Consider the following 18,534-nt stretch of genomic DNA (forward strand, 5'->3'; position numbering starts at 1 on the left):
GCCCCGCCGAGCCCTACTCGGCAGGGCGGACGGCGAACGAGACCGCGTCGATGCGGGCCCGCACCTCACCGTCGGTCGCCAGTCTCTCCCCCACGCGCTGCGCGAGGGCTGAAACCTCGGACGCGTCCAGCCCGGGTCGCAGGTGCAGCACGATGCGTAGTGCACCGCTCTCTCCTGCCTCACAGGACGCTCCGGCCGCAGCCTGTTCGAGCGCCACCGCAGAGTCGACCGCTGCGATGACGTGCTCGTCCTCGTGTGCCGGACGCCACGGACGTCCCATCGCCAGCGCCCACACCATGCTGGGTCGCAGGACGGCCTGGTGCGGACCGGCCAGGTCGACCACCATCACGTCGGCGCGCTCGCTCACCGCAGCCTGCGCGGCCTTGTCCGCTGCCACCGCAGAAGGCCGTGCCGCCGGATCCCACGCGTGCAGCGAATCGAGTGAGGTGAAGACCGGCAGTGCACGCGTGCCGTCCTGTCCGACGAGCACCGCCACCGCCATGTCGGCGGCCTTGTCCGCGTGCAGGCCGCCGCCCTGGACGACCTCGGTGGCGTCGGCGACGATCGGAACCAGGAAGCGGGCGTCGGCGAGGGTCGCCATCAGCGAGACTTCGTCACCGGGAGCCGAAAGGGCCTGCAGTACAGCCGGACTCGCCGAACCGTCATCGTGTCCGAAACCGGTGTCGGTGACCTGCCTACCCCGCCAGGTCTGCCCTGCGGAGTCGAACTGCTCGTTGTCGTCGGTCGAGTCAGGTACCTCGGAGCTCACAGCGTTCTCACGCACGCCCGGCGACGTCGAGCGCCTCGGGCAGCGTGAACGCCCGCTTGTACAGGGCCGAACCGACGATCGCCCCTTCGACACCGTTCGGCACCAGTTCACGGATCGCACGTAGGTCGTCCAACGTCGAGACACCACCCGATGCGACGACCGGACGGTCGGTGCGTGAGCAGACGTCCTTCAGCAGGTCGACGTTCGCGCCCTGCATCATCCCGTCCTTGGCGACATCGGTCACCACGTAACGAGCGCAACCCTCACCGTCGAGGCGGGCGAGCGTCTCGTAGAGGTCGCCGCCTTCCTTGGTCCAGCCACGCGCGGCGAGCGTCGTGCCCTTGACGTCGAGCCCGACGGCGATCCGGTCGCCGTGCTCGGCGATCGCGCGGGCGGTCCATTCCGGGTGCTCCAGCGCAGCGGTGCCGAGGTTGACCCGGCGGCAGCCGGTGGCCAGCGCCCGTTCGAGGGTCTCGGCGTCGCGGATGCCGCCGGACAGTTCCACCTTGATGTCGAGACGCTGCACGATGGAGGCGAGCAGTTCGTGGTTCGACCCGCGACCGAAGGCGGCGTCGAGATCGACGAGGTGCAGCCACTCGGCGCCTTGGTCCTGCCAACCCTTCGCGGCCAGCCAAGGGTCACCGAACTCACCACCGGTGCCGGCGATGCCCTGCACCAGTTGGACGGCCTGGCCGTCGACGACGTCGACGGCCGGAAGAAGCTCGAGGCGTGGCTGTTCGGTCATGTCACTTCCCTTGTCTCACAACGAATCACACCAGTTGCGCAACAACTGCGCACCGGCGTCCCCGGACTTCTCCGGGTGGAATTGTGTGCCTGCCAGCAGGCCGTCCTCAACCGCGGCGACGAAGGAGCCACCGTGCGTGGCCGTGCTGACGACGGCGGTGTCGGCACCTCCCCAGCGCGACGGGGCGAAGGAGTGGACGAAGTAGAACCGTTCGCCGTCCAGACCGTCCAACAACACGCTCCCCGCCCCGGCGGCGACCTGACTCCACCCCATGTGCGGGACGACGTCGGCTTCGAGACGGCCGACCTCGCAGGCCCAGCGCCGAAGGCCCGGCAACGGGGCCGGGCTGGGTTCGGCGCTGCCGTCGAACATCACCTGGTAGCCGACGCAGACGCCGAGAACCGGACGCCCGTTCGTGAGCCGCTGCTCGATCAATCCGGCAGCACCGACCGCGTCGAGGCCGGCCATGCACGCGTGGAAGTTGCCGACACCGGGCACGTACAGTCCGTCGGCCGACAGTGCGGCCTCACGATCGGCCGTCAACTCGACATCGGCGCCGACCCGCTCGAGCATGCGGACGACGGAGCGCACGTTGCCGCTGCCGTAGTCGAGGACGACGACCCGCTTCACAGGTTCTCCCGCAGTTCGGCGCGCATCTCGGCCTCGTCGCCGGCAACCTTCTCGAAGTGACCGACGGCGCTCCGGTCGGGCTCCACCAGAACTGCTTCGAGGTCGGACTTCACGCCCTCGCCGGACAGCATCCCGGCACCCGGCAATGCGAGAGCGTGCATCAACTGCTGCAACTGCGCGGTCGGGTCACCGGCGCGAGCCGCGAGCACCCGACGGACCCCGGCGACATCGTTCTCGTCGAGACCCGCCGACTCGGCGAGCTGACCGAGCTTCAGCGGTGGGAAACCAGGCACCTCATCCGCGCCGTGACCGGGCGTCCAACTGACCATCCGCGGTGCGGAGCGCCAGCCACGGGTCTGCGCGGACACGATCGCAATACCGTCGATCACGAAGAACCCCAAGGCTGTTCGCAGCCGGGTCGGTACCGGACGGTTCGCTGTCACGGTCAACGCGTCGTCGTATGGGGCCGACAGCTGAGTCGGTCCGGCGGGGACGACCGCGGTCCAGCCGGGCAGCGGGACGACGTAGCTGGGCACCACACCGCGCCGCACCCACGCGTCGGTCAGCTTGGCGTCGGCGTGCAGCAGCAGAACGCCGGGCAGCGTTCGACTCATGATCGGTTCATCGGCTCAAAGCACGCCCTTGGCGCTGGGCACGCCCTCGACGCGCGGGTCGCGCGCGATCGCGGCGCGCAGCGCTCGGGCGACCGCCTTGAACTGAGTCTCCACGATGTGGTGCGGGTCGCGACCGGACAGCACGCGAACGTGCAGCGCGATCCCTGCGTGGTGCGCGAAGCTCTCCAGCACGTGTCGGGTCAGCGAGCCGGTGTAGTCGCCGCCGATGATCGCGTAGATCTGCCCGTCGGGTTCACCGACGTGCACGAAGTAGGGGCGACCGGCCACGTCCACGACGGCTTGCACGAGTGCCTCGTCCAGCGGCACCGTCGCATCGCCGAACCGGCTGATCCCGCACTTGTCACCGAGCGCCTCACGGACGGCCTGCCCGAGCAGGATCGCGGTGTCCTCGACCGAGTGGTGAGCGTCCACGTCGACATCGCCGACGGTCTTGACCCGCAGATCGATGAGCGAGTGCTTCGCCAAGCTCTCGAGCATGTGGTCGTAGAAGCGCACACCCGTCGAGATCTCGGCCTTCCCGGTTCCGTCGAGGTCGACCCGCACCTCGACTGAGCTCTCCGAGGTCTTGCGCGACAACTCAGCGACGCGGTGCGGCTGGTTCTGCGGCGAGTAGGGCTCTGCGTGAACGGAATTCATGCTGTCTCCTGACGTTCGTCCGCGCCTCGCGCGGTGGCGAGGACAGTGCTGAAGGCGGCGAGGACGGCGTCCGTCTCGTCCGGTGTGCCTGCGGTGATCCGCAGGTGGTTGGCGATGCCGACGTCACGCACCAGGACCCCCTGGTCGAGCAGAGCCTGCCAGGTCGTGGCGGCGTCGTCGAACCCGCCGACGAGGACGAAGTTCGCATCACTCGGCACCGGTCGCAACCCGAGATCGGTGCACCCCGCGACCAATCGGTCACGCTCGGCCTTGATGGCCTCGACCATCGACAACATCGTGGTGCGGTGTTCGAGAGCAGCACACGCGACCGCCTGCGTGACGGACGAGAGGTGATAGGGCATCCGGACCAGACGGAGCAGGTCGATCAGGTGTGGGTCAGCGGCCAGGTAGCCCAGACGCACCCCCGCGAAGGCGAACGCCTTGGACATCGTGCGGGTCACCACCAGTCGCGGCCGTCCCTTGAGCAGCGTGATCGCACTGGGCGTGCCCGGTCGCGCGAACTCGGCGTACGCCTCGTCGACGACGACGATCGCGTTCGGTGCTGCGTCGTACACGGCCTGCACGACGTCGAGGTCGAGTGCGGTGCCGGTCGGGTTGTTCGGGGAGGTGAGGAACACCACCGACGGGTCATGCTCCGTCGCCTGTTCCACCGCGAGGCCGAGATCGATGTCGAAGCGGGACGGATCCTGGGTGCGCATTCCGTCGACCCAGCTCGTACCGCTCACGCCGCTGATGATCGGGTGCATCGAGTACGACGGGGTGAAGCCGAGGGCGGTACGTCCGGTGCCGCCGAAGGCCTGCACGATGTGCTGCAGCACCTCGTTGGAGCCGTTGCCCGCCCAGACCCGGTCCGGCTCCACGTGCACGTCGGTCGTCCGGGTGAGGTAGCCGGCCAGGTCGGTGCGCAGGCGGGTGAACTCACGGTCGGGGTACCGGTTGAGCGTGCTCGCGACGGCCTCCACCTCGGTGAGGATCGCGTCAATCACCTCGCGTGAGACGCCGTAGGAGGATTCGTTGGTGTTGAGCGCCACGGGCACGTCGAGCTGCGGAGCGCCGTAGGCGGTGCGGCCGCGCAGATCCGCGCGCAGCAGTCGGTCGAGTTCGTTCATGAGCGCGCCTCGAAGCGGGCGGTCACGGCCTCACCGTGCGCCGGTAGATCTTCGGAATTTGCAAGCGTCACAACGGTTTCGGCGATCACGTCGAGCGCGTCACGAGAGTAGTCGATGACGTGGACACCGCGCAGGAAGGACTGCACCGACAGACCGCTGCTGTGGCACGCGCATCCGCCCGTGGGCAGGACGTGGTTCGAACCGGCGGCGTAGTCGCCCAGGCTCACCGGCGAGTGATCGCCGACGAAGATCGCGCCGGCATTGCGGACCTTGGCAGCCACCGAGGCTGCGTCCGCGGTCTGGATCTCCAGGTGCTCGGCCGCGTAGGAGTCGACGACCCGCAGTCCGGCCGACACGTCGTCGACGAGGACGGTGCCCGACTGGCGCCCGGTCAGCGCGATACGCACGCGCTCGGTGTGCTTGGTCGCGGGCACCCGGCGCTCCAGCGCGGCGTCGACGGCGTCGGCCAGCTCGACCGAGTCGGTGACCAGCACCGATGCAGCCAGTTCGTCGTGCTCTGCCTGGCTGATCAGGTCGGCCGCCACCAGGTCCGGCTGCGCGGTGGCATCGGCGAGGATCGCGATCTCGGTGGGGCCCGCTTCGGCGTCGATTCCGATGAGCCCCTTGAGCAACCGCTTGGCGGCGGCGACGTAGATGTTGCCCGGGCCGGTGACCAAGGTGGCCGGTTCACAGACCGTGACACCGGACGCGTCCCGCGCACCGTGCGCGAACATCGCGACCGCCTGTGCCCCGCCGACCGCGTACACCTCGTCGACGTCGAGCAGCGCGCACGCGGCCAGGATCGTCGGGTGCGGGTAACCGCCATTGTCCTTCTGCGGGGGGCTGGCGACCGCGATCGAGCCGACCTCGGCCAGTTGCGCGGGCACCACGTTCATCACCACCGAGCTCGGGTACACCGCCTTGCCGCCGGGGACGTAGAGACCGACCCGATCGACCGGGATCCACTTCTCGGTGACCGTGCCACCGTCGCTGACCTTCGTGGTCACCTCGGTGCGGCGCTGGTCGGCGTGCACCAGGCGAGCGCGGCGGATCGACTCCTCGAGCGCGGCGCGGACGGCCGGGTCGAGCGTTTCGAGCGCGGCGGTGATGACCTCGGCGGGCACCCGAAGCTGCGGGGGTCGGACGCCGTCGAACTTCTCCCCCAGCTCCAGCAGCGCCTCGACGCCACCATGCTCGACCTGCTCGCAGATCGGACGGACCGCGTCCAGCGCGGCCTCGACGTCGAACTCGGCACGGGGCAGGGTGTTACGCAGGCCGCGGGCGTCCAGGCCGGACAGGGCGGTGCCGCGCAGATCGATACGGGAAAGCACGTGCTTCAGTCTACGAAGCTCGCCGGTGTGATGTAGAACCGTCCACCGAACGGCCGCCCGACGAGCTGCTCACCGGCTCGGATTGGGGTCCCGGCCGAGGCGTTTCTTCTCGCCGTAGAACACTTCCTCGACCACACCACGCGCCTTACGCGCCGCTCGGCGATACCGCTCGGACAGCTGGTTGCCCGAGCCAACCGGCCAGCCCATCACCCGGGCGATGCCGTTCGCGTCGGTCATGTTGCTCGGCAACCCGTCGAACGCACGGCCGCGCCACAGCACGGACGCGTTACGCAGGCGCGAGGCAAGCGTCCAGGACTGCCGAAGCATCGACGCCGCCTCGTCGTCGATCAGACCGTGCTCGGCAAGCGCCTTGAGCGGAGTCATCGTGCCCGGGTGACGCAGGTCGGGGTAGGCGGCGGCGTGCTGCAGTTGCAGCATCTGGACGGTCCATTCGACGTCCGAGAGACCGCCGTGACCGAGCTTGAAGTGCCGTTTCAGGTCGCCGCCGCGCGGGATGCGTTCGGCCTCCATGCGGGCCTTCAGGGTGCGGATCTGACGAACGGCCTTGTCGTCGATGCCGCCCTCGGGGTAACGAAGCGGGTCGATGATCTCGATGAACCGGCGACCGACCTCCGGGTCGCCGGCGACCGGCGAGGCACGCAGCAGGGCCTGCGCCTCCCAGCCCTCGGACCAGCGCTCGTAGTACGCGGCGTACGACTCCAGCGTGCGGACCAAGGGACCGGCCTTGCCCTCCGGACGCAGATCGGCATCGATGCCCAAGGCTGGGTCAGGGCCTGCGGAACTCAGGTGTTTGCGGACGAAGCCGACCACGGTTTCGGCCTGCTTCTCGGCAGTCTTCGGGTCAGCACCCTCGGCCGGGTCATGCACGAACAGCACGTCGGCGTCGCTGGCGTAACCGCACTCGCGGCCCCCGAGCCGGCCCATGCCGATGATCGCGACGCGGGTCGAAAGTCGTTCTCCCGCTTCCCTTTCCACCGCTCGGATCGCGATTCCCAGCGTGACATGCAGAGTGGCTGCGGTGAGTTCGCTGAGTGCGGTCTCGACCGCGTCCGTGTCGAGGTCGCCGGACAGGTCGGCGATCGCGATGCGGATGAGTTCGGTGCGCCGGGTGGACCGCAACCCGACGACGGCCTTTTCGTCATCCTCCTGGCGGGACGCGGCCGCTTTCATCGCGGTGATGATCGCCTCACGCGACAACGGGACGAGCGCGTCCTTGTCGCCGACGAGCGCGGCAGCCGACGGGGCGCGTTCGAGCAGCCCGGACACGAACCGGCTGGTGGCCAGCACCCGCGCCAGGGTCTCGGCGGCGGAGCCTTCGTCACGCAGCATGCGCAGATACCAGGGGCTGGTGCCCAGGGCCTCACTGATCTTGCGGAACGTCAGCAGGCCCAGATCAGGATCGGGCTCCTCGGCGAACCACTGCAACATCACCGGCATGAGCGTGCGCTGGATCGCCGCGCGCCGGGTCACTCCCCCGGTCAGAGCCTCCAGGTGACGCATGGCTCCCTTGGCGTCGCGGTAACCCAGCGCGTTCAACCGGTCGGCCGCACTCTGCGGGCTCAGACGAGCGTCGTCGTCGGACAACCGCGCAACGGCCGACAGGAGCGGACGGTAGAAGATGCTTTCGTGCAGGTGGCGCACCTCGCGCGACTGCTTGCGCCACAGCGACTCGATCTCGGTCTCGGCGTCACTACGGAAGCCGAGTCCGCGCCCGATCCGCCGACGGTCGGTCTCGGAGGTCGGCATCAAGTGGGTGCGCCGCATCTTCGAGACCTGGATGCGGTGCTCCATCGCCCGAAGGGTCCGGTACGCCTGGTCCAGCTTTGCGGCGTCGGTACGACCGATGTAACCGCGGTTGGCGAGCGCGTCGATCGCCGCCAGAGTGCTGCGCAGCCGCAATCGTTCGTCGGTGCGGCCGTGCACCAGCTGGAGCAGCTGCATGCTGAACTCGATGTCGCGCAGGCCGCCAGGCCCGAGCTTGATCTGCCGGGCCGCCTCCCCGGCGGGCACGTGCTGCTCGACGCGGCGACGCATGGCCTGGACGTCCTCGACGAAGTTCTCCCGGTGGGCGGCCTGCCAGATCATCGGCTGGATGGCGTCGAGATACTCCGCGCCGAGTTCCATGTCGCCCGCGACCGGTCGTGCCTTCAGCAGCGCCTGGAACTCCCACGTCTTCGCCCAACGCTCGTAGTAACGACGATGGCTGGCCACCGTGCGCACCAGCGGGCCTTGTTTGCCCTCCGGGCGCAGCGCCGCGTCCACCTCCCACAGGCTCCCCTCCCCGGTCGAGGTGCTGCAGATCCGCATCAGGTCGATCGCCAGTTTCGTCGCCACAGAAAGGGCTTCGTCCTCGTCGGCACCGTCGGCCGGCTCGGCCACGAACACGACGTCGACATCGGAGATGTAGTTGAGCTCGCGTGCCCCACACTTGCCCATCGCGATCACGGTGAGCCGACACCGATCACTGTCGTCGTGTTCACGGGAGGCGATGTCGAGGGCGGTCTGCAGCGCGGCGCCGGCCAGGTCCGCAAGCGCTTGCGAGACCTGGGGCAGCAGTTCGACCGAGTTGCCGCAGAGGTCGACAGCCGCGATCTTCAGCAGTTGGCGCTTGTAGGCGATCCGCAGCAGATCGACCGCTTCCGGACCGGTGCTGTCGCGCACCTCGTTCGAGACCGCCTCGCGCAGCGTCGCCTCGTCGCCGATCGTGGCGTCCGCGACCTCGCGCCATTGCTCGGGGCGGCGCACCAGCCAGTCGGTGAGTGCGGAGGATGCACCGAGCAGATGCAACAGCCGATCGGCGCGGTCGCCGTCCTGTGCCAGCAGCTCGCCGACCTCGCGGCGATCACCGGCGTCCAGCGCCTCGTACAACCGGACCAGGCCCAGGGCCGCGCCATCGGGATCGGCGACCTTCGACAACGGGCCGACCAACGCCTCCGGCGACCAGTCGGGCACCTGCTCCAGCAGACCCTTGCTTCGGGACGGTTCCAGGAAGCCGACGCGGGTGAGGGCGCCGTCGGTCAGTGCGGACTCGGCGCTCATAGCCGGTAGAGGTAGTGCTGGATCTCGAACTGGGTGACTTGCTCGCGGTAGGCCGCCCACTCGGCGCGCTTGTTGCGCAGGAAGAAGTCGAAGACGTGCTCGCCAAGGGTTTCGGCGACCAGTTCGCTCTCCTCCATCAGGTGGATCGCGTGGTCGAGGGACGCCGGCAGCGGGTCGATGCCCATCGCTCGGCGTTCGCGGTCGGTGAGGTTCCAGACGTCGTCCTCCGCCTCGGGAGGCAACTCGTACTCTTGCTCGATGCCGCGCATGCCTGCGGCCAGCACGAGCGCGTACGCCAGGTAGGGGTTGCAGGACGGATCGAGGGACCGGATCTCGACGCGGGTCGAGGCGCCCTTGTTCGGCTTGTACATCGGCACTCGCACCATCGCGCTGCGGTTGTTGTGGCCCCAGCAGATGTACGCCGGAGCCTCTTGGCCGCCCCATAGCCGCTTGTAGGAGTTGACCCACTGATTGGTGACGGCGGAGATCTCCGGTGCATGCTTCAGGACGCCCGCGATGAAGCGGCGTGCGGTGAGCGACAGCTGGTACGGCGCACCGGGTTCGTAGAACGCGTTGGTGTCACCCTCGAACAGCGACACGTGCGTATGCATGCCCGAACCCGGTTGGTGCGCAAGCGGTTTGGGCATGAAGGACGCGAAGATGCCGCGCTCCAGCGCGACCTCCTTCACGACCGTCTTGAAGGTCATGATGTTGTCTGCGGTGGACAACGCGTCCGCATAACGCAGATCGATCTCGTTCTGGCCTGGACCGGACTCGTGATGGCTGAACTCCACCGAGATGCCCATCGTCTCCAGCATCGAGATCGCCGCTCGACGGAAGTCGTGGCCGGCACCCTGCGGGACGTGGTCGAAGAAGCCCGCTTGATCGATCGGCACCGGTTCACCGGAGGAGGACAGGTCCTTCTCGAACAGATAGAACTCGATCTCCGGGTGGGTGTAGAAGGTCAGCCCCTTCTCGGCCGCCTTGCCCAGCGCCCGACGCAGCACGCTGCGCGGGTCAGCGGCACTCGGTGAGTTGTCGGGCAACCGGATGTCGGCGAACATCCGCGCGGTGCCGGGACGCTCACCGCGCCACGGCAGGATCTGGAAGGTCGAAGCGTCCGGCCGTACGAGCATGTCGGCCTCGTAGACCCGGGCCAGTCCCTCGATCGAACTGCCGTCGAAGCCGATGCCCTCGACGAACGCCCCCTCGAGCTCGGCCGGGGCGACCGCCACCGACTTCAAGGTTCCCAACACGTCGGTGAACCACACCCGTACGAACCGGATGTCGCGTTCCTCGATGGTGCGCAGCACGAATTCCTGTTGCCGATCCATGGTTCCCATCTTGGCCTACTGCGGCGTCATACGCGTGGCCCCGGGTGATTCACACCCGGGGCCACGCATCTCACCGCGAGGGTCGCGGCTTACTGCTGTGCGATCACTTGAACGAGATGACCAGCTTCATCGACTTAGCCGCGTGGTTCTGGACGCGGATCGTCGTGCCGGAGCCGGCGACCTTTGTCGAGGCCCACGGGTTGGTGGCGTCGTAGTAGCGGTCCGGGTCGCTGTCGTCGAACGTGGTCACGCCCGGCTTGGACGGGAAGGTGGTCGGAACACCGTTGCGGTGCAACGTGATTTCGTCACGAGCCTGCGTGGTGAACGTCGCGTCGTACGGCTGGCGACGGTTGCCGACCTTCGTACCGTCCGAGAACTTCATGTTCGCCGGGTTGGCGTCGACCGGCAGGACGAGTCCGCCGCCCGGGTGCACCGAGGTGTTGTTGTCCTCGTAGCGACCGTCGCTGAAGGTGATCAGCAGGCCGTCCTGGTAGGGGAAGTGCTCCACCCAGTCGGGCTTGGTGTTCGCGAAACCGAAGTTGTACGGACCGGTCCGCAGGCCGGCGTCGTACCCGGCGTAACGGCGGTACTCGGCGAGGTAGTACTGCGGCACCTGCTTGGTGACGGTTCCGTCGATTCGGGTGAAGCCCTTCGCGGTCCACGCCGAGGTCTCGGACTCCGCACCCTCGGTGCTGGAGACACCGTCGATGGTGGTGACGATGTCGTCCAGGAACGCGCCGGCCTCGTTGTAGGCCTCGTCGGTCACGTAGGCGAAACGGAACTTGATCTTCTGTCCCTTGTACGCCGACAGGTCGACCGTCTTGGTCGCCCAGTTGAGGTTCTTACCCGTCAGCGGCGCGGCGACGTTCTTCCACGTGGTGCCACCGTCGGTGGAGACCTGCGAGTACAGGTAGTCGTAGTTCGTCTCGATGTCGTAGGCGACAGCAGCCGAGACGGACGCGGTCGAGGCGTTGGTCAGGTCGATGTCGCGGGTGAGCGACGTGGTGGTGCCATCGGTACGACCGCTCCACCATTCCATCGTTCCGGTCTTGGGCTTGGTGTACTGCTCCACGAGCGTGCGGTTCGGCAGGTTGACGGCGACAGCCTGCGGAAGCTTCTTGTCGTCCAGGTCGGCCGGTCCAGTGGTGACAGTCTGGCTCGTACCCTTGGCGTAGTTCACCGTCTTGGTGTCGGACCAACCGAGGAACATCTTCTCCCAGGCACCCATATAGCCCGGAATCGTGCCGATGCCGTCGGGGCCACCGTCGTTGAGGTAGGAACCGGCGCTCATCAGCGACCAGAACGCGGTGCTGTTGTCGCCACCCGCGGTGTCGTACAGGTCCGGCAGGCCGAGGTCGTGGCCGAACTCGTGCGCGAACACACCGAGGCCACCGTTCTCCGGCTCGGTCGTGTAGTCGCGGATCCAGATGCCGGTGTTACCGATCTGCACACCGCCGGCCTTGAAGTTGGCCGGACCGGTGGTGCCGGTACCCGACTGGACGGACCAGCGGTGGGACCAGATCGCGTCCTCGCCCTGTGCGCCGCCTCCGACTTCTTCGCCCTGGCCGGCGTGGATGGCCTGGAAGTGGTCGATGTAGCCGTCCGGCTCATCGAAGTTGCCGTCACCGTCGTAGTCGTAACGGTCCCACTTGTCGAACTGCGCCAGGTAGGTCTTGATCTGCTGGTCGGTCTTGCCGGCAGCCTTCTGCGCGTTGTACCACGCGGTGGCCGAGTCGCCGATGAACGACCAGTAGCCCTCGGCCTCGCTGGTGCCGTCGCCCGGGACCGGATTGTGGCCGTAGCGCGCCTCGTTGTAGGGCAGCTTGACCCAGTCGCTGACGTCACCGGTGACGTTGAAGCGCCCCTGGGACTGCGCCTTGTAGAAGTGCTGCATCGAGTTCGTCGGACCGAACATGAGGTCCTGGAAGTGTGCCCGGTCGAAGTTCGGCTTCCAGATGGTGCTGTTGTCGACCGAGCGGTCGGGCTGCTCGATCTGGTTGTGCATCGGACCTGCGCCACCACCCTGGGCCGGCTTGGTCTGGTCTCCGAACTCGGCGAGGATCGTGAAGATCGAGGCGGTTCGGTTGACGTCGTACTGGACGTACTTGCCCTTCTGAGCGCCCTTGGCCTTCTTCATCTCGACAACACGCTTGCCGTTGATGGTCTTCAGGTTGGCCTTGCCGGCGACGACCTGCTTGACGGCGTCGTTGCGCAACTTGCCCTGCGCCTCGTGCATCGGGTCGGGCAGGTTGTCGCGCTGGACCTTCGAGGGTGCGTCGTCACCGGGCACCGCCGAAGTGGCCACCTGGCCCACGACCGGGGCCGCGGTCGCTGCGCCTCCTGCGCATGTCATTGCCGTCACGGCAGCTGTCGTGCCCACCACGGCACGGAAAATCCGTCGGTTCACTGTTCCTCCAGGGGATCCCGGGCTGCGGGGGTGGAGCCCGGTCATCCAGGAAGTTTGGCTCCAAATCATCGCCACAGCGATAGGCGATCTGATTTCTTTAACATCTTCTTACCTTTCCCCACCCGTAGAGGTGGAACTTTCCCGCACGTGGGCTCGTCCGTGCACACGGCGGCACGCTCGCTAGCCTTGCGGCCATGAGCGAAGAGCCCGCACCCTACGGTGGCAGCCCGGCCAAGTCCTCCGATGCTCCACAGGGCGACGGCATGCGTCCCCGCCGTCGCACCCGCACCGTCCATCTGCACCAGATGAAGGAGCGGGGCGAGAAGTGGTCGATGCTCACCGCGTACGACCAGTACGCGGCCGAGATCTTCGACGAGGCGCAGATCCCGGTGCTGCTGGTCGGTGACTCGGCCGGCAACAACGTGTTCGGGTACGAGACCACTCTTCCGGTGACTCTCGACGAATTCGTTCCGCTGGTGCGCGCGGTGTCCGGCGCGGTCAAGTACGCGATGGTCGTCGCCGACCTCCCGTTCGGCACCTACGGAGGCAGCGTCCAGCAGGGCTTCGACTCCGCGGTCCGGTTGATGAAGGAAGGGCGTGCACACGCGGTCAAGCTCGAGGGGGGTGCCGCGATGGCGCCGCTGGTGCAGACCCTCACGGCCGCAGGCATTCCGGTCATGGCGCACATCGGGTTCACTCCACAGAGCGAGCACAATCTCGGCGGCTATCGGGTCCAGGGGCGAGGCGAAGCGGCAGCCAAGATGATCGCCGACGCGCGAGCGCTGCAGGACGCGGGCGCATTCGGGATCGTGATGGAGATGGTGCCGACCCCGGTCGCCGCAGAGGTGACCAAGGCGTTGCGTATCCCGACGATCGGCATCGGTGCCGGGCCGGAATGCGATGCCCAGGTGCTGGTCTGGCAGGACTTCGCCGGTTTGCGTGGCGGCAAGGCTCCCCGCTTCGTCAAGCGCTACGCCGACATTCGCAGCACCTTGCTGGAGGCCGCGCGTGAGTACCGTGAGGACGTCGCCGCCGGCACCTTCCCCAACCAGGAGCAGTCCTTCGCCGAGTGATGCCCGCCTCGATCAGCGAGACGGGTGGTTCGGCACGTAACGCCACAGCACGGCCGCCGCGGCGAGTCCGACCGCCCCGGTGGCTGCGATCGCCGGACCGAGGGCGAGCGCCGCGGTGACTCCGGAAAGCAGCGCCGGTCCCCCGACGGCTCCCAGATCCGACAGTTCTCGCCAGATCCCGAGGAACTGTGCCCGTCCGACGTCCGGGGAGAAGTCCGCGCCGAGCGTCATCACCATGCCGGCGCCGATGCCGTTGCCGAAACCGAGGACGCAGCACACGATCGTGAAAGCGATCGGGTTGTGCGTCAACGGAATTGCCAGCAATGACACAGCCATCACGATCATCGACGGGATGGCCACCCAGCGACGTCCGCGCACGTCCATCAACTTGCCGGCCGGATAGAAGACCAGCATGTCGATTCCACCGGAGATGCCGTAGATCACCGAAGCCTGCTGCGGGCTGAGACCGAGGCGTTCGGCCCACAAGGGGATGACCGCTTGCCGGGAGGCACGCACGGCGGCGATCAACAGGACACCGAGACCGACGGTAAGGAAGACGCGCGCGTGCTCGTGGAGCACGTGGGCGACGGTCACCCGGGATTGTCCGGTCGAGGCAGAACCCTCGAGGTCGGGCAGCGTCATCGCGAGCACACCGGCCAGCAGCAGTCCCACCGAACAGACCAGGTACGCCGCCGGCAGGCCCCACACCCCGATCGCCGCGGCGCCGAGGAACGGACCGGCGAAGACTCCGATGCGCATGACCCCACCGAGCGTCGACAGCGCGCGTGCCCGGTAGGCGATGGGGACGGCTTCGGTGAGGTACTTCTGCCGAGCCAACATGAAGACGGAGGCCGCCGCGCCGAACACGAGTACTCCGACGACCAGGTGCCACAACTGGCTTGCGCCCCAACAGATCCCACCGGCGACAGCACCGAGCAGGGCGGCTGCGACGATCGCCTTGCGCTCCCCCACCCGATGGGTGATCACGGACGCCGGCACGTTGCAGACCAGCGACGAGACGTACGTCAGCATCACCATCAAGGCCGCGACCGGGACGCTCGCCCCGAGCGAGCGTGCGGTCAACGTGACGACCGGGAGAATCGCGCCTTCCGCGAGCCCGAACAGCAGCGACGGGCCGTACGCCGGAACAGCGAGCCGGCGCAGGTCGAAACCTGCGCCGGACTCACTCACGGGTCAAGCCTTCTCCGATGCGCCGATGGTGGCGGTGTCGATGACGAAGCGGTACCGGACGTCGCCGTCGACGACCCGCTCGTACGCCTCGTCCACCTGGTCGGCGCTGATCGTCTCGATCGTCGCGCCGATACCGTGCTCGGCGCAGAAGTCGAGCATCTCCTGGGTCTCGGCGATGCCGCCGATCATCGAGCCGGCCATCGCGGTGTTGCCGCTGAACGCGCGCGGCGGCAGTTCGTACGTGCCGTTCGGCAGACCGACGTTCACCATCACACCGAACGGCTTGAGCAGCTTCATGTAGTCGAACATCGGCAGGTCCGCACTGACGGTGTTGAGGATGATGTCGAAACTGCGCTTGTGGTCGGAGAAGGTGCGCTCGTCCGAGGTGGCCAGGTGCGCGGTCGCACCCAGCGCCTCGGAGTCCTCGGCCTTGGCCATGCTGCGCGAGATGCCGTACACCTGCGCACCCATCGCGGCCGCGATCTTCACGCCGAGGTGTCCCAGGCCGCCGACGCCGACGATGCCGACCTTCGTACCCGGACGCGCACCCCAGCGCTTCAGCGGCGAGTACGTGGTGATGCCGGCGCACAGCAGCGGCGCAGCTGCATCCAACCCGATCTCGTCGGGGATGCGGCAGGCGAAACGCTCGGTCACGACGATCTGCTGGGCGTAGCCGCCCTGGGCACGCTCACCGTCATAGTTGAGGGAGTTGTAGGTGAAGACCGCAGGCTTGGTGCAGAACTGCTCGTGGTCGTTCTTGCAGTTCTCGCACTCGCCGCACGAGTCGACCATGCAGCCGACGCCGACGCGGTCGCCGACCTTGTACTTCGTCACGCCGTCGCCGACAGCCGAGACCACACCGGCGATCTCGTGACCGGGGGTGATCGGAAACTCGATGTCGCCCCACTCCTGGCGCACCGTGTGGATGTCGCTGTGGCAGATGCCGGCGAACTTGATGTCGATTCGGATGTCGTCGTCGCGCAGGGCGCGGCGGTCGAGGGAAATCGTTTCGAAGGAACCGTTGGCCTGGGTCACCGCGAGCGCGGGTGTTTGCGTAGTCATCGCCTCCCACCGTACGACTGCGAGCGCCCGCCGGAGGACTTTCATAGTCCGACAATGCAGTGGCGCGCGCCACTCGATTCGTCGACGCCGCTGATCGGGTGATGAGATGACCCGGTGCTGTCGACGTACACCCCCTTGCTGAAGGACTCCGCCACCCGCCGTTTCATGATCGGCTCGGCGATCGGACGCCTCGGCGGTGCGATGTTCGGCATGTCCTTGGTGGCGATGATCTCCACCCGCACTGGTTCGTTCGCGCTCGCCGGGGCGGTGTCGGCGACCGGTCTGGTGCTCCTGGCCTTGACCGCGGTCGTCGCCGGACGGCTCACCGACCGGTTCGGTCAGCGCCGCGTGACCTACCCGTTGTTGGTCTGGTCGTCGGTGTGGTGCGCGGTGATGGTTGCGGCGTCAGCGCTGGAATGGCCGACCTGGACGTTGTTCGGGGCCTACGCGATGGCGACGATCGTGGCGAACGTCGGCACGCTCAGCCGCGCACGCTGGGCGCACAAACTGCGCGACGAGCCGAACAAGTTGCACACCTCCATGTCGCTGGAACAGGTGGTCGACGAACTGTCGTTCGTACTCGGCCCTGCCCTCGCCATCGCGCTGGCCACCCTGTGGTTCCCCGAGGCCGGCTACATCGCTGCGGCACTGTTCTATCTGGTCGGCACGCTCATCTTCCTGTCCGATCGCAGTACCGAACCTCCGGTCGACGAGGTGGCCCACCACGGCAGTGCGCTGGCCATCCGCACGCCCGGGATCCTGATCCTGACCTGCGTGATGTTCATGACCGGGGCGATCTTCGGATCCAACGAGGTGACCGCGATCGCCGTCGCAAAGGACCAAGGCAACCCTTCGGCGTCCGGACTCATCGTCGCGCTCTTCGCGGTCGGTTCGGCCGCTGCCGGGCTCTGGTTCGGCAGTCGAACCCTCACGCGATCGCTGCAGTCTCTGCTGGTGGTCGGCACCGCCGGCATGTTCCTGCTCGAAGCGCCGATCCTGCTCACCGAGCATCTGGTGCCGATCGCCCTGGTGATGATGGTCGCCGGCGCGGCAACGGCGCCGACGCTGATCATCTCCATGCAACTGGCGCAGAAACTCGTGCCCTCATCGCAGGTCAACGAGGCGATGAGCGTGGTACTCACCGGTTTGATCATCGGGATCGCGGCCGGCTCGGCGCTGTCCGGCATCGTGATCGAGCAGGTCCGTCCGCACGCCGGATTCTGGGTGCCGGTCGCCGCAGGAGGCATCGCGCTGCTGCTGGCCGTGGCCGGGCGCGCGTTCCTGCGCCGCAAACGGGCCTGAGCTGCCGGGGGAAGCCCGAACAACGGTGAAGGGCGTGAGGCCGTCGCCTCACGCCCTTCAGCTCGAAGGCAGGCTCAGCCTTCCTTCCACGCCCGGTCGGCCTCGTCGGCCAACTCGTTCTTCTTGCGGGACAACTCGATCGCCGAGCGCGCCTCGTCCTCGGACGCGTACGGACCCATCAGGTGGTCCTTGCTCTCGGTGCTGCCGTCCTGCTCGATCTGGCCCGTGTTGACGTTGTACCAGTAGGCCATCATCACTCCTTCGTCCACCGTTGTCGGTTCATGTGCGGCGATGTCCGGGTCGACCGCTTAGGACGTAGCCCGTAGGTCCGCGTCCTAAGCTGAACCTTATGCCGCTACGCAGTCCGATGGTCGCCGGAACGATCAGTCCTCGCCGTCCGGTGCCGTCCTCAATCGCCCGCCCCGAGTACGTCGACCGGCCGGAACCGACGCCGTTCGAGGGATCGGAGATCAAGGACGCCGCCACGATCGAACGCATGCGGCTCGCCGGACGCCTCGGTGCGCAGGCGCTGCAGGCCGCCGGTGCTGCCGTCCGGCCGGGTGTCACCACGGACGAACTCGACCGCGTCGCACACGAGTTCCTGCTCGACCACCACGCCTACCCCTCGACGCTCGGCTACCGCGGCTTCCCCAAGTCGCTGTGTACCAGCGTCAACGAGGTCATCTGTCACGGCATCCCCGACGATCGCGAGTTGCAGGACGGCGACATCGTCAAGATCGACGTCACCGCCTACATCGACGGCGTCCACGGCGACAACTGCGCCACCTTCCTGGTGGGCGACGTCGCCCCCGAAGTACGCGACCTGGTCGACCGCACCCAGGAAGCGATGCTGCGCGGCATCAAGTCCGCGATGCCGGGTCGGCAGTTCAACGTGGTCGGACGAGTGATCGAGAAGTACGCCGCCCGTTTCGGCTACGGCGTGGTGCGCGACTACACCGGACACGGCATCGGCACCAGTTTCCACTCCGGCCTGATCGTCCCGCATTACGACGCAGCGCCGGCGTACGACGACGTCATCGAGCCCGGCATGACCTTCACCGTCGAGCCGATGATCACCCTCGGCACCCACGAATGGGAACTGTGGGATGACGGATGGACGGTCACCACGGCCGACAAGTCGTGGTGCGCACAGTTCGAACACACCGTCCTGATGACGCAGGACGGCCCGGAGATCCTCACCCTCCCGTGACGGAGAAGGAGAACGACAC

At 67.5% G+C, this 18,534-nt stretch carries 16 protein-coding genes; 3 read left to right on the forward strand and 13 right to left on the reverse strand.

The window, feature by feature from the left end; all coding sequences use genetic code 11:
- Nucleotides 1-13: 13 nt before the first annotated feature.
- The 10 genes from FB459_RS12720 to FB459_RS12765 form a co-directional block, all read right to left on the reverse strand.
- The gene (locus tag FB459_RS12720) at nt 14-784 is read right to left on the reverse strand and encodes an SseB family protein (RefSeq protein WP_246092438.1); all 771 of its coding nucleotides are present in this window, start codon (nt 782-784) and stop codon (nt 14-16) included.
- Entirely contained in the window at nt 777-1,514 is a 738-nt protein-coding gene (gene priA / locus FB459_RS12725; protein WP_129626709.1) for a bifunctional 1-(5-phosphoribosyl)-5-((5-phosphoribosylamino)methylideneamino)imidazole-4-carboxamide isomerase/phosphoribosylanthranilate isomerase PriA, read from the reverse strand. The genes FB459_RS12720 and priA overlap by 8 nt, the downstream gene beginning before the upstream one ends.
- A gap of 15 nt (nt 1,515-1,529) precedes the next feature.
- Nucleotides 1,530-2,144: an imidazole glycerol phosphate synthase subunit HisH gene (gene hisH / locus FB459_RS12730; RefSeq protein ID WP_141928772.1), complete on the reverse strand. Its 615-nt coding sequence runs from the start codon at nt 2,142-2,144 to the stop codon at nt 1,530-1,532.
- Nucleotides 2,141-2,758, reverse strand: coding sequence for a hypothetical protein (locus FB459_RS12735; RefSeq protein ID WP_129626705.1), 618 nt, complete (start codon nt 2,756-2,758; stop codon nt 2,141-2,143). Before FB459_RS12735 ends, hisH begins: the two co-directional genes overlap by 4 nt.
- A 15-nt stretch (nt 2,759-2,773) precedes the next feature.
- A complete protein-coding gene (gene hisB / locus FB459_RS12740) occupies nt 2,774-3,415 on the reverse strand; it encodes an imidazoleglycerol-phosphate dehydratase HisB (protein ID WP_129626703.1) in 642 nt (213 codons plus the stop codon).
- Nucleotides 3,412-4,545, reverse strand: coding sequence for a histidinol-phosphate transaminase (locus tag FB459_RS12745; RefSeq protein ID WP_141928773.1), 1,134 nt, complete (start codon nt 4,543-4,545; stop codon nt 3,412-3,414). Before FB459_RS12745 ends, hisB begins: the two co-directional genes overlap by 4 nt.
- Nucleotides 4,542-5,876 carry a histidinol dehydrogenase gene (gene hisD, locus FB459_RS12750; RefSeq protein WP_141928774.1) on the reverse strand — a complete coding sequence of 445 codons (1,335 nt, stop codon included), beginning with the start codon at nt 5,874-5,876 and terminating at the stop codon, nt 4,542-4,544. The genes FB459_RS12745 and hisD overlap by 4 nt, the downstream gene beginning before the upstream one ends.
- A 69-nt stretch (nt 5,877-5,945) precedes the next feature.
- A complete protein-coding gene (locus tag FB459_RS12755; protein WP_141928775.1) occupies nt 5,946-8,936 on the reverse strand; it encodes a bifunctional [glutamine synthetase] adenylyltransferase/[glutamine synthetase]-adenylyl-L-tyrosine phosphorylase in 2,991 nt (996 codons plus the stop codon).
- Nucleotides 8,933-10,270, reverse strand: coding sequence for a type I glutamate--ammonia ligase (glnA, locus tag FB459_RS12760; RefSeq protein ID WP_141928776.1), 1,338 nt, complete (start codon nt 10,268-10,270; stop codon nt 8,933-8,935). Before glnA ends, FB459_RS12755 begins: the two co-directional genes overlap by 4 nt.
- 103 nt (nt 10,271-10,373) lie before the next feature.
- Complete coding sequence (locus FB459_RS12765) at nt 10,374-12,623, reverse strand: immune inhibitor A domain-containing protein (protein WP_240796054.1); 2,250 nt, start codon at nt 12,621-12,623, stop codon at nt 10,374-10,376.
- Nucleotides 12,624-12,871: 248 nt separating this feature from the next.
- Between FB459_RS12765 and panB the strand changes: the two genes are divergently transcribed.
- Nucleotides 12,872-13,750: a 3-methyl-2-oxobutanoate hydroxymethyltransferase gene (gene panB, locus FB459_RS12770; RefSeq protein WP_141928777.1), complete on the forward strand. Its 879-nt coding sequence runs from the start codon at nt 12,872-12,874 to the stop codon at nt 13,748-13,750.
- A gap of 12 nt (nt 13,751-13,762) precedes the next feature.
- Here panB and FB459_RS12775 read toward each other — a convergent pair whose 3' ends face one another.
- Together FB459_RS12775 and FB459_RS12780 are read right to left on the reverse strand one after the other, a co-directional pair.
- Nucleotides 13,763-14,941, reverse strand: coding sequence for an MFS transporter (locus FB459_RS12775; RefSeq protein ID WP_129626689.1), 1,179 nt, complete (start codon nt 14,939-14,941; stop codon nt 13,763-13,765).
- Nucleotides 14,942-14,944: 3 nt separating this feature from the next.
- A complete protein-coding gene (locus tag FB459_RS12780) occupies nt 14,945-16,003 on the reverse strand; it encodes an NAD(P)-dependent alcohol dehydrogenase (RefSeq protein ID WP_129626687.1) in 1,059 nt (352 codons plus the stop codon).
- Between the two features lie 114 nt (nt 16,004-16,117).
- Here FB459_RS12780 and FB459_RS12785 point away from each other — a divergent pair, with 114 nt between their 5' ends.
- Nucleotides 16,118-17,305 carry an MFS transporter gene (locus tag FB459_RS12785; RefSeq protein ID WP_129626685.1) on the forward strand — a complete coding sequence of 396 codons (1,188 nt, stop codon included), beginning with the start codon at nt 16,118-16,120 and terminating at the stop codon, nt 17,303-17,305.
- 74 nt (nt 17,306-17,379) lie between these two features.
- On the opposite strand, the gene FB459_RS12790 is transcribed toward FB459_RS12785, so the two are convergent.
- Complete coding sequence (locus FB459_RS12790; protein WP_246092439.1) at nt 17,380-17,559, reverse strand: methionine aminopeptidase; 180 nt, start codon at nt 17,557-17,559, stop codon at nt 17,380-17,382.
- Nucleotides 17,560-17,654: 95 nt separating this feature from the next.
- Here FB459_RS12790 and map point away from each other — a divergent pair, with 95 nt between their 5' ends.
- Nucleotides 17,655-18,515, forward strand: a complete 861-nt coding sequence (map, locus tag FB459_RS12795; RefSeq protein ID WP_129626681.1) for a type I methionyl aminopeptidase — start codon at nt 17,655-17,657, stop codon at nt 18,513-18,515.
- Nucleotides 18,516-18,534: the final 19 nt, after the last annotated feature.

Source organism: Yimella lutea, from assembly GCF_006715095.1.
In the GTDB taxonomy this organism is placed as follows: domain Bacteria; phylum Actinomycetota; class Actinomycetes; order Actinomycetales; family Dermatophilaceae; genus Yimella; species Yimella lutea.

Bases quoted from the DNA above. Each gene is read 5' to 3' on its own strand.
- glnA (WP_141928776.1), bottom strand. From the start codon at position 10,270: ATGGATCGGCAACAGGAATTCGTGCTGCGCACCATCGAGGAACGCGAC.
- panB (WP_141928777.1), top strand. From the start codon at position 12,872: ATGAGCGAAGAGCCCGCACCCTACGGTGGCAGCCCGGCCAAGTCCTCC.
- priA (WP_129626709.1), bottom strand. From the start codon at position 1,514: ATGACCGAACAGCCACGCCTCGAGCTTCTTCCGGCCGTCGACGTCGTC.
- FB459_RS12765 (WP_240796054.1), bottom strand. From the start codon at position 12,623: ATGACATGCGCAGGAGGCGCAGCGACCGCGGCCCCGGTCGTGGGCCAG.
- FB459_RS12780 (WP_129626687.1), bottom strand. From the start codon at position 16,003: ATGACTACGCAAACACCCGCGCTCGCGGTGACCCAGGCCAACGGTTCC.
- FB459_RS12735 (WP_129626705.1), bottom strand. From the start codon at position 2,758: ATGAGTCGAACGCTGCCCGGCGTTCTGCTGCTGCACGCCGACGCCAAG.
- FB459_RS12745 (WP_141928773.1), bottom strand. From the start codon at position 4,545: ATGAACGAACTCGACCGACTGCTGCGCGCGGATCTGCGCGGCCGCACC.
- hisB (WP_129626703.1), bottom strand. From the start codon at position 3,415: ATGAATTCCGTTCACGCAGAGCCCTACTCGCCGCAGAACCAGCCGCAC.
- map (WP_129626681.1), top strand. From the start codon at position 17,655: ATGCCGCTACGCAGTCCGATGGTCGCCGGAACGATCAGTCCTCGCCGT.
- FB459_RS12755 (WP_141928775.1), bottom strand. From the start codon at position 8,936: ATGAGCGCCGAGTCCGCACTGACCGACGGCGCCCTCACCCGCGTCGGC.
- FB459_RS12790 (WP_246092439.1), bottom strand. From the start codon at position 17,559: ATGATGGCCTACTGGTACAACGTCAACACGGGCCAGATCGAGCAGGAC.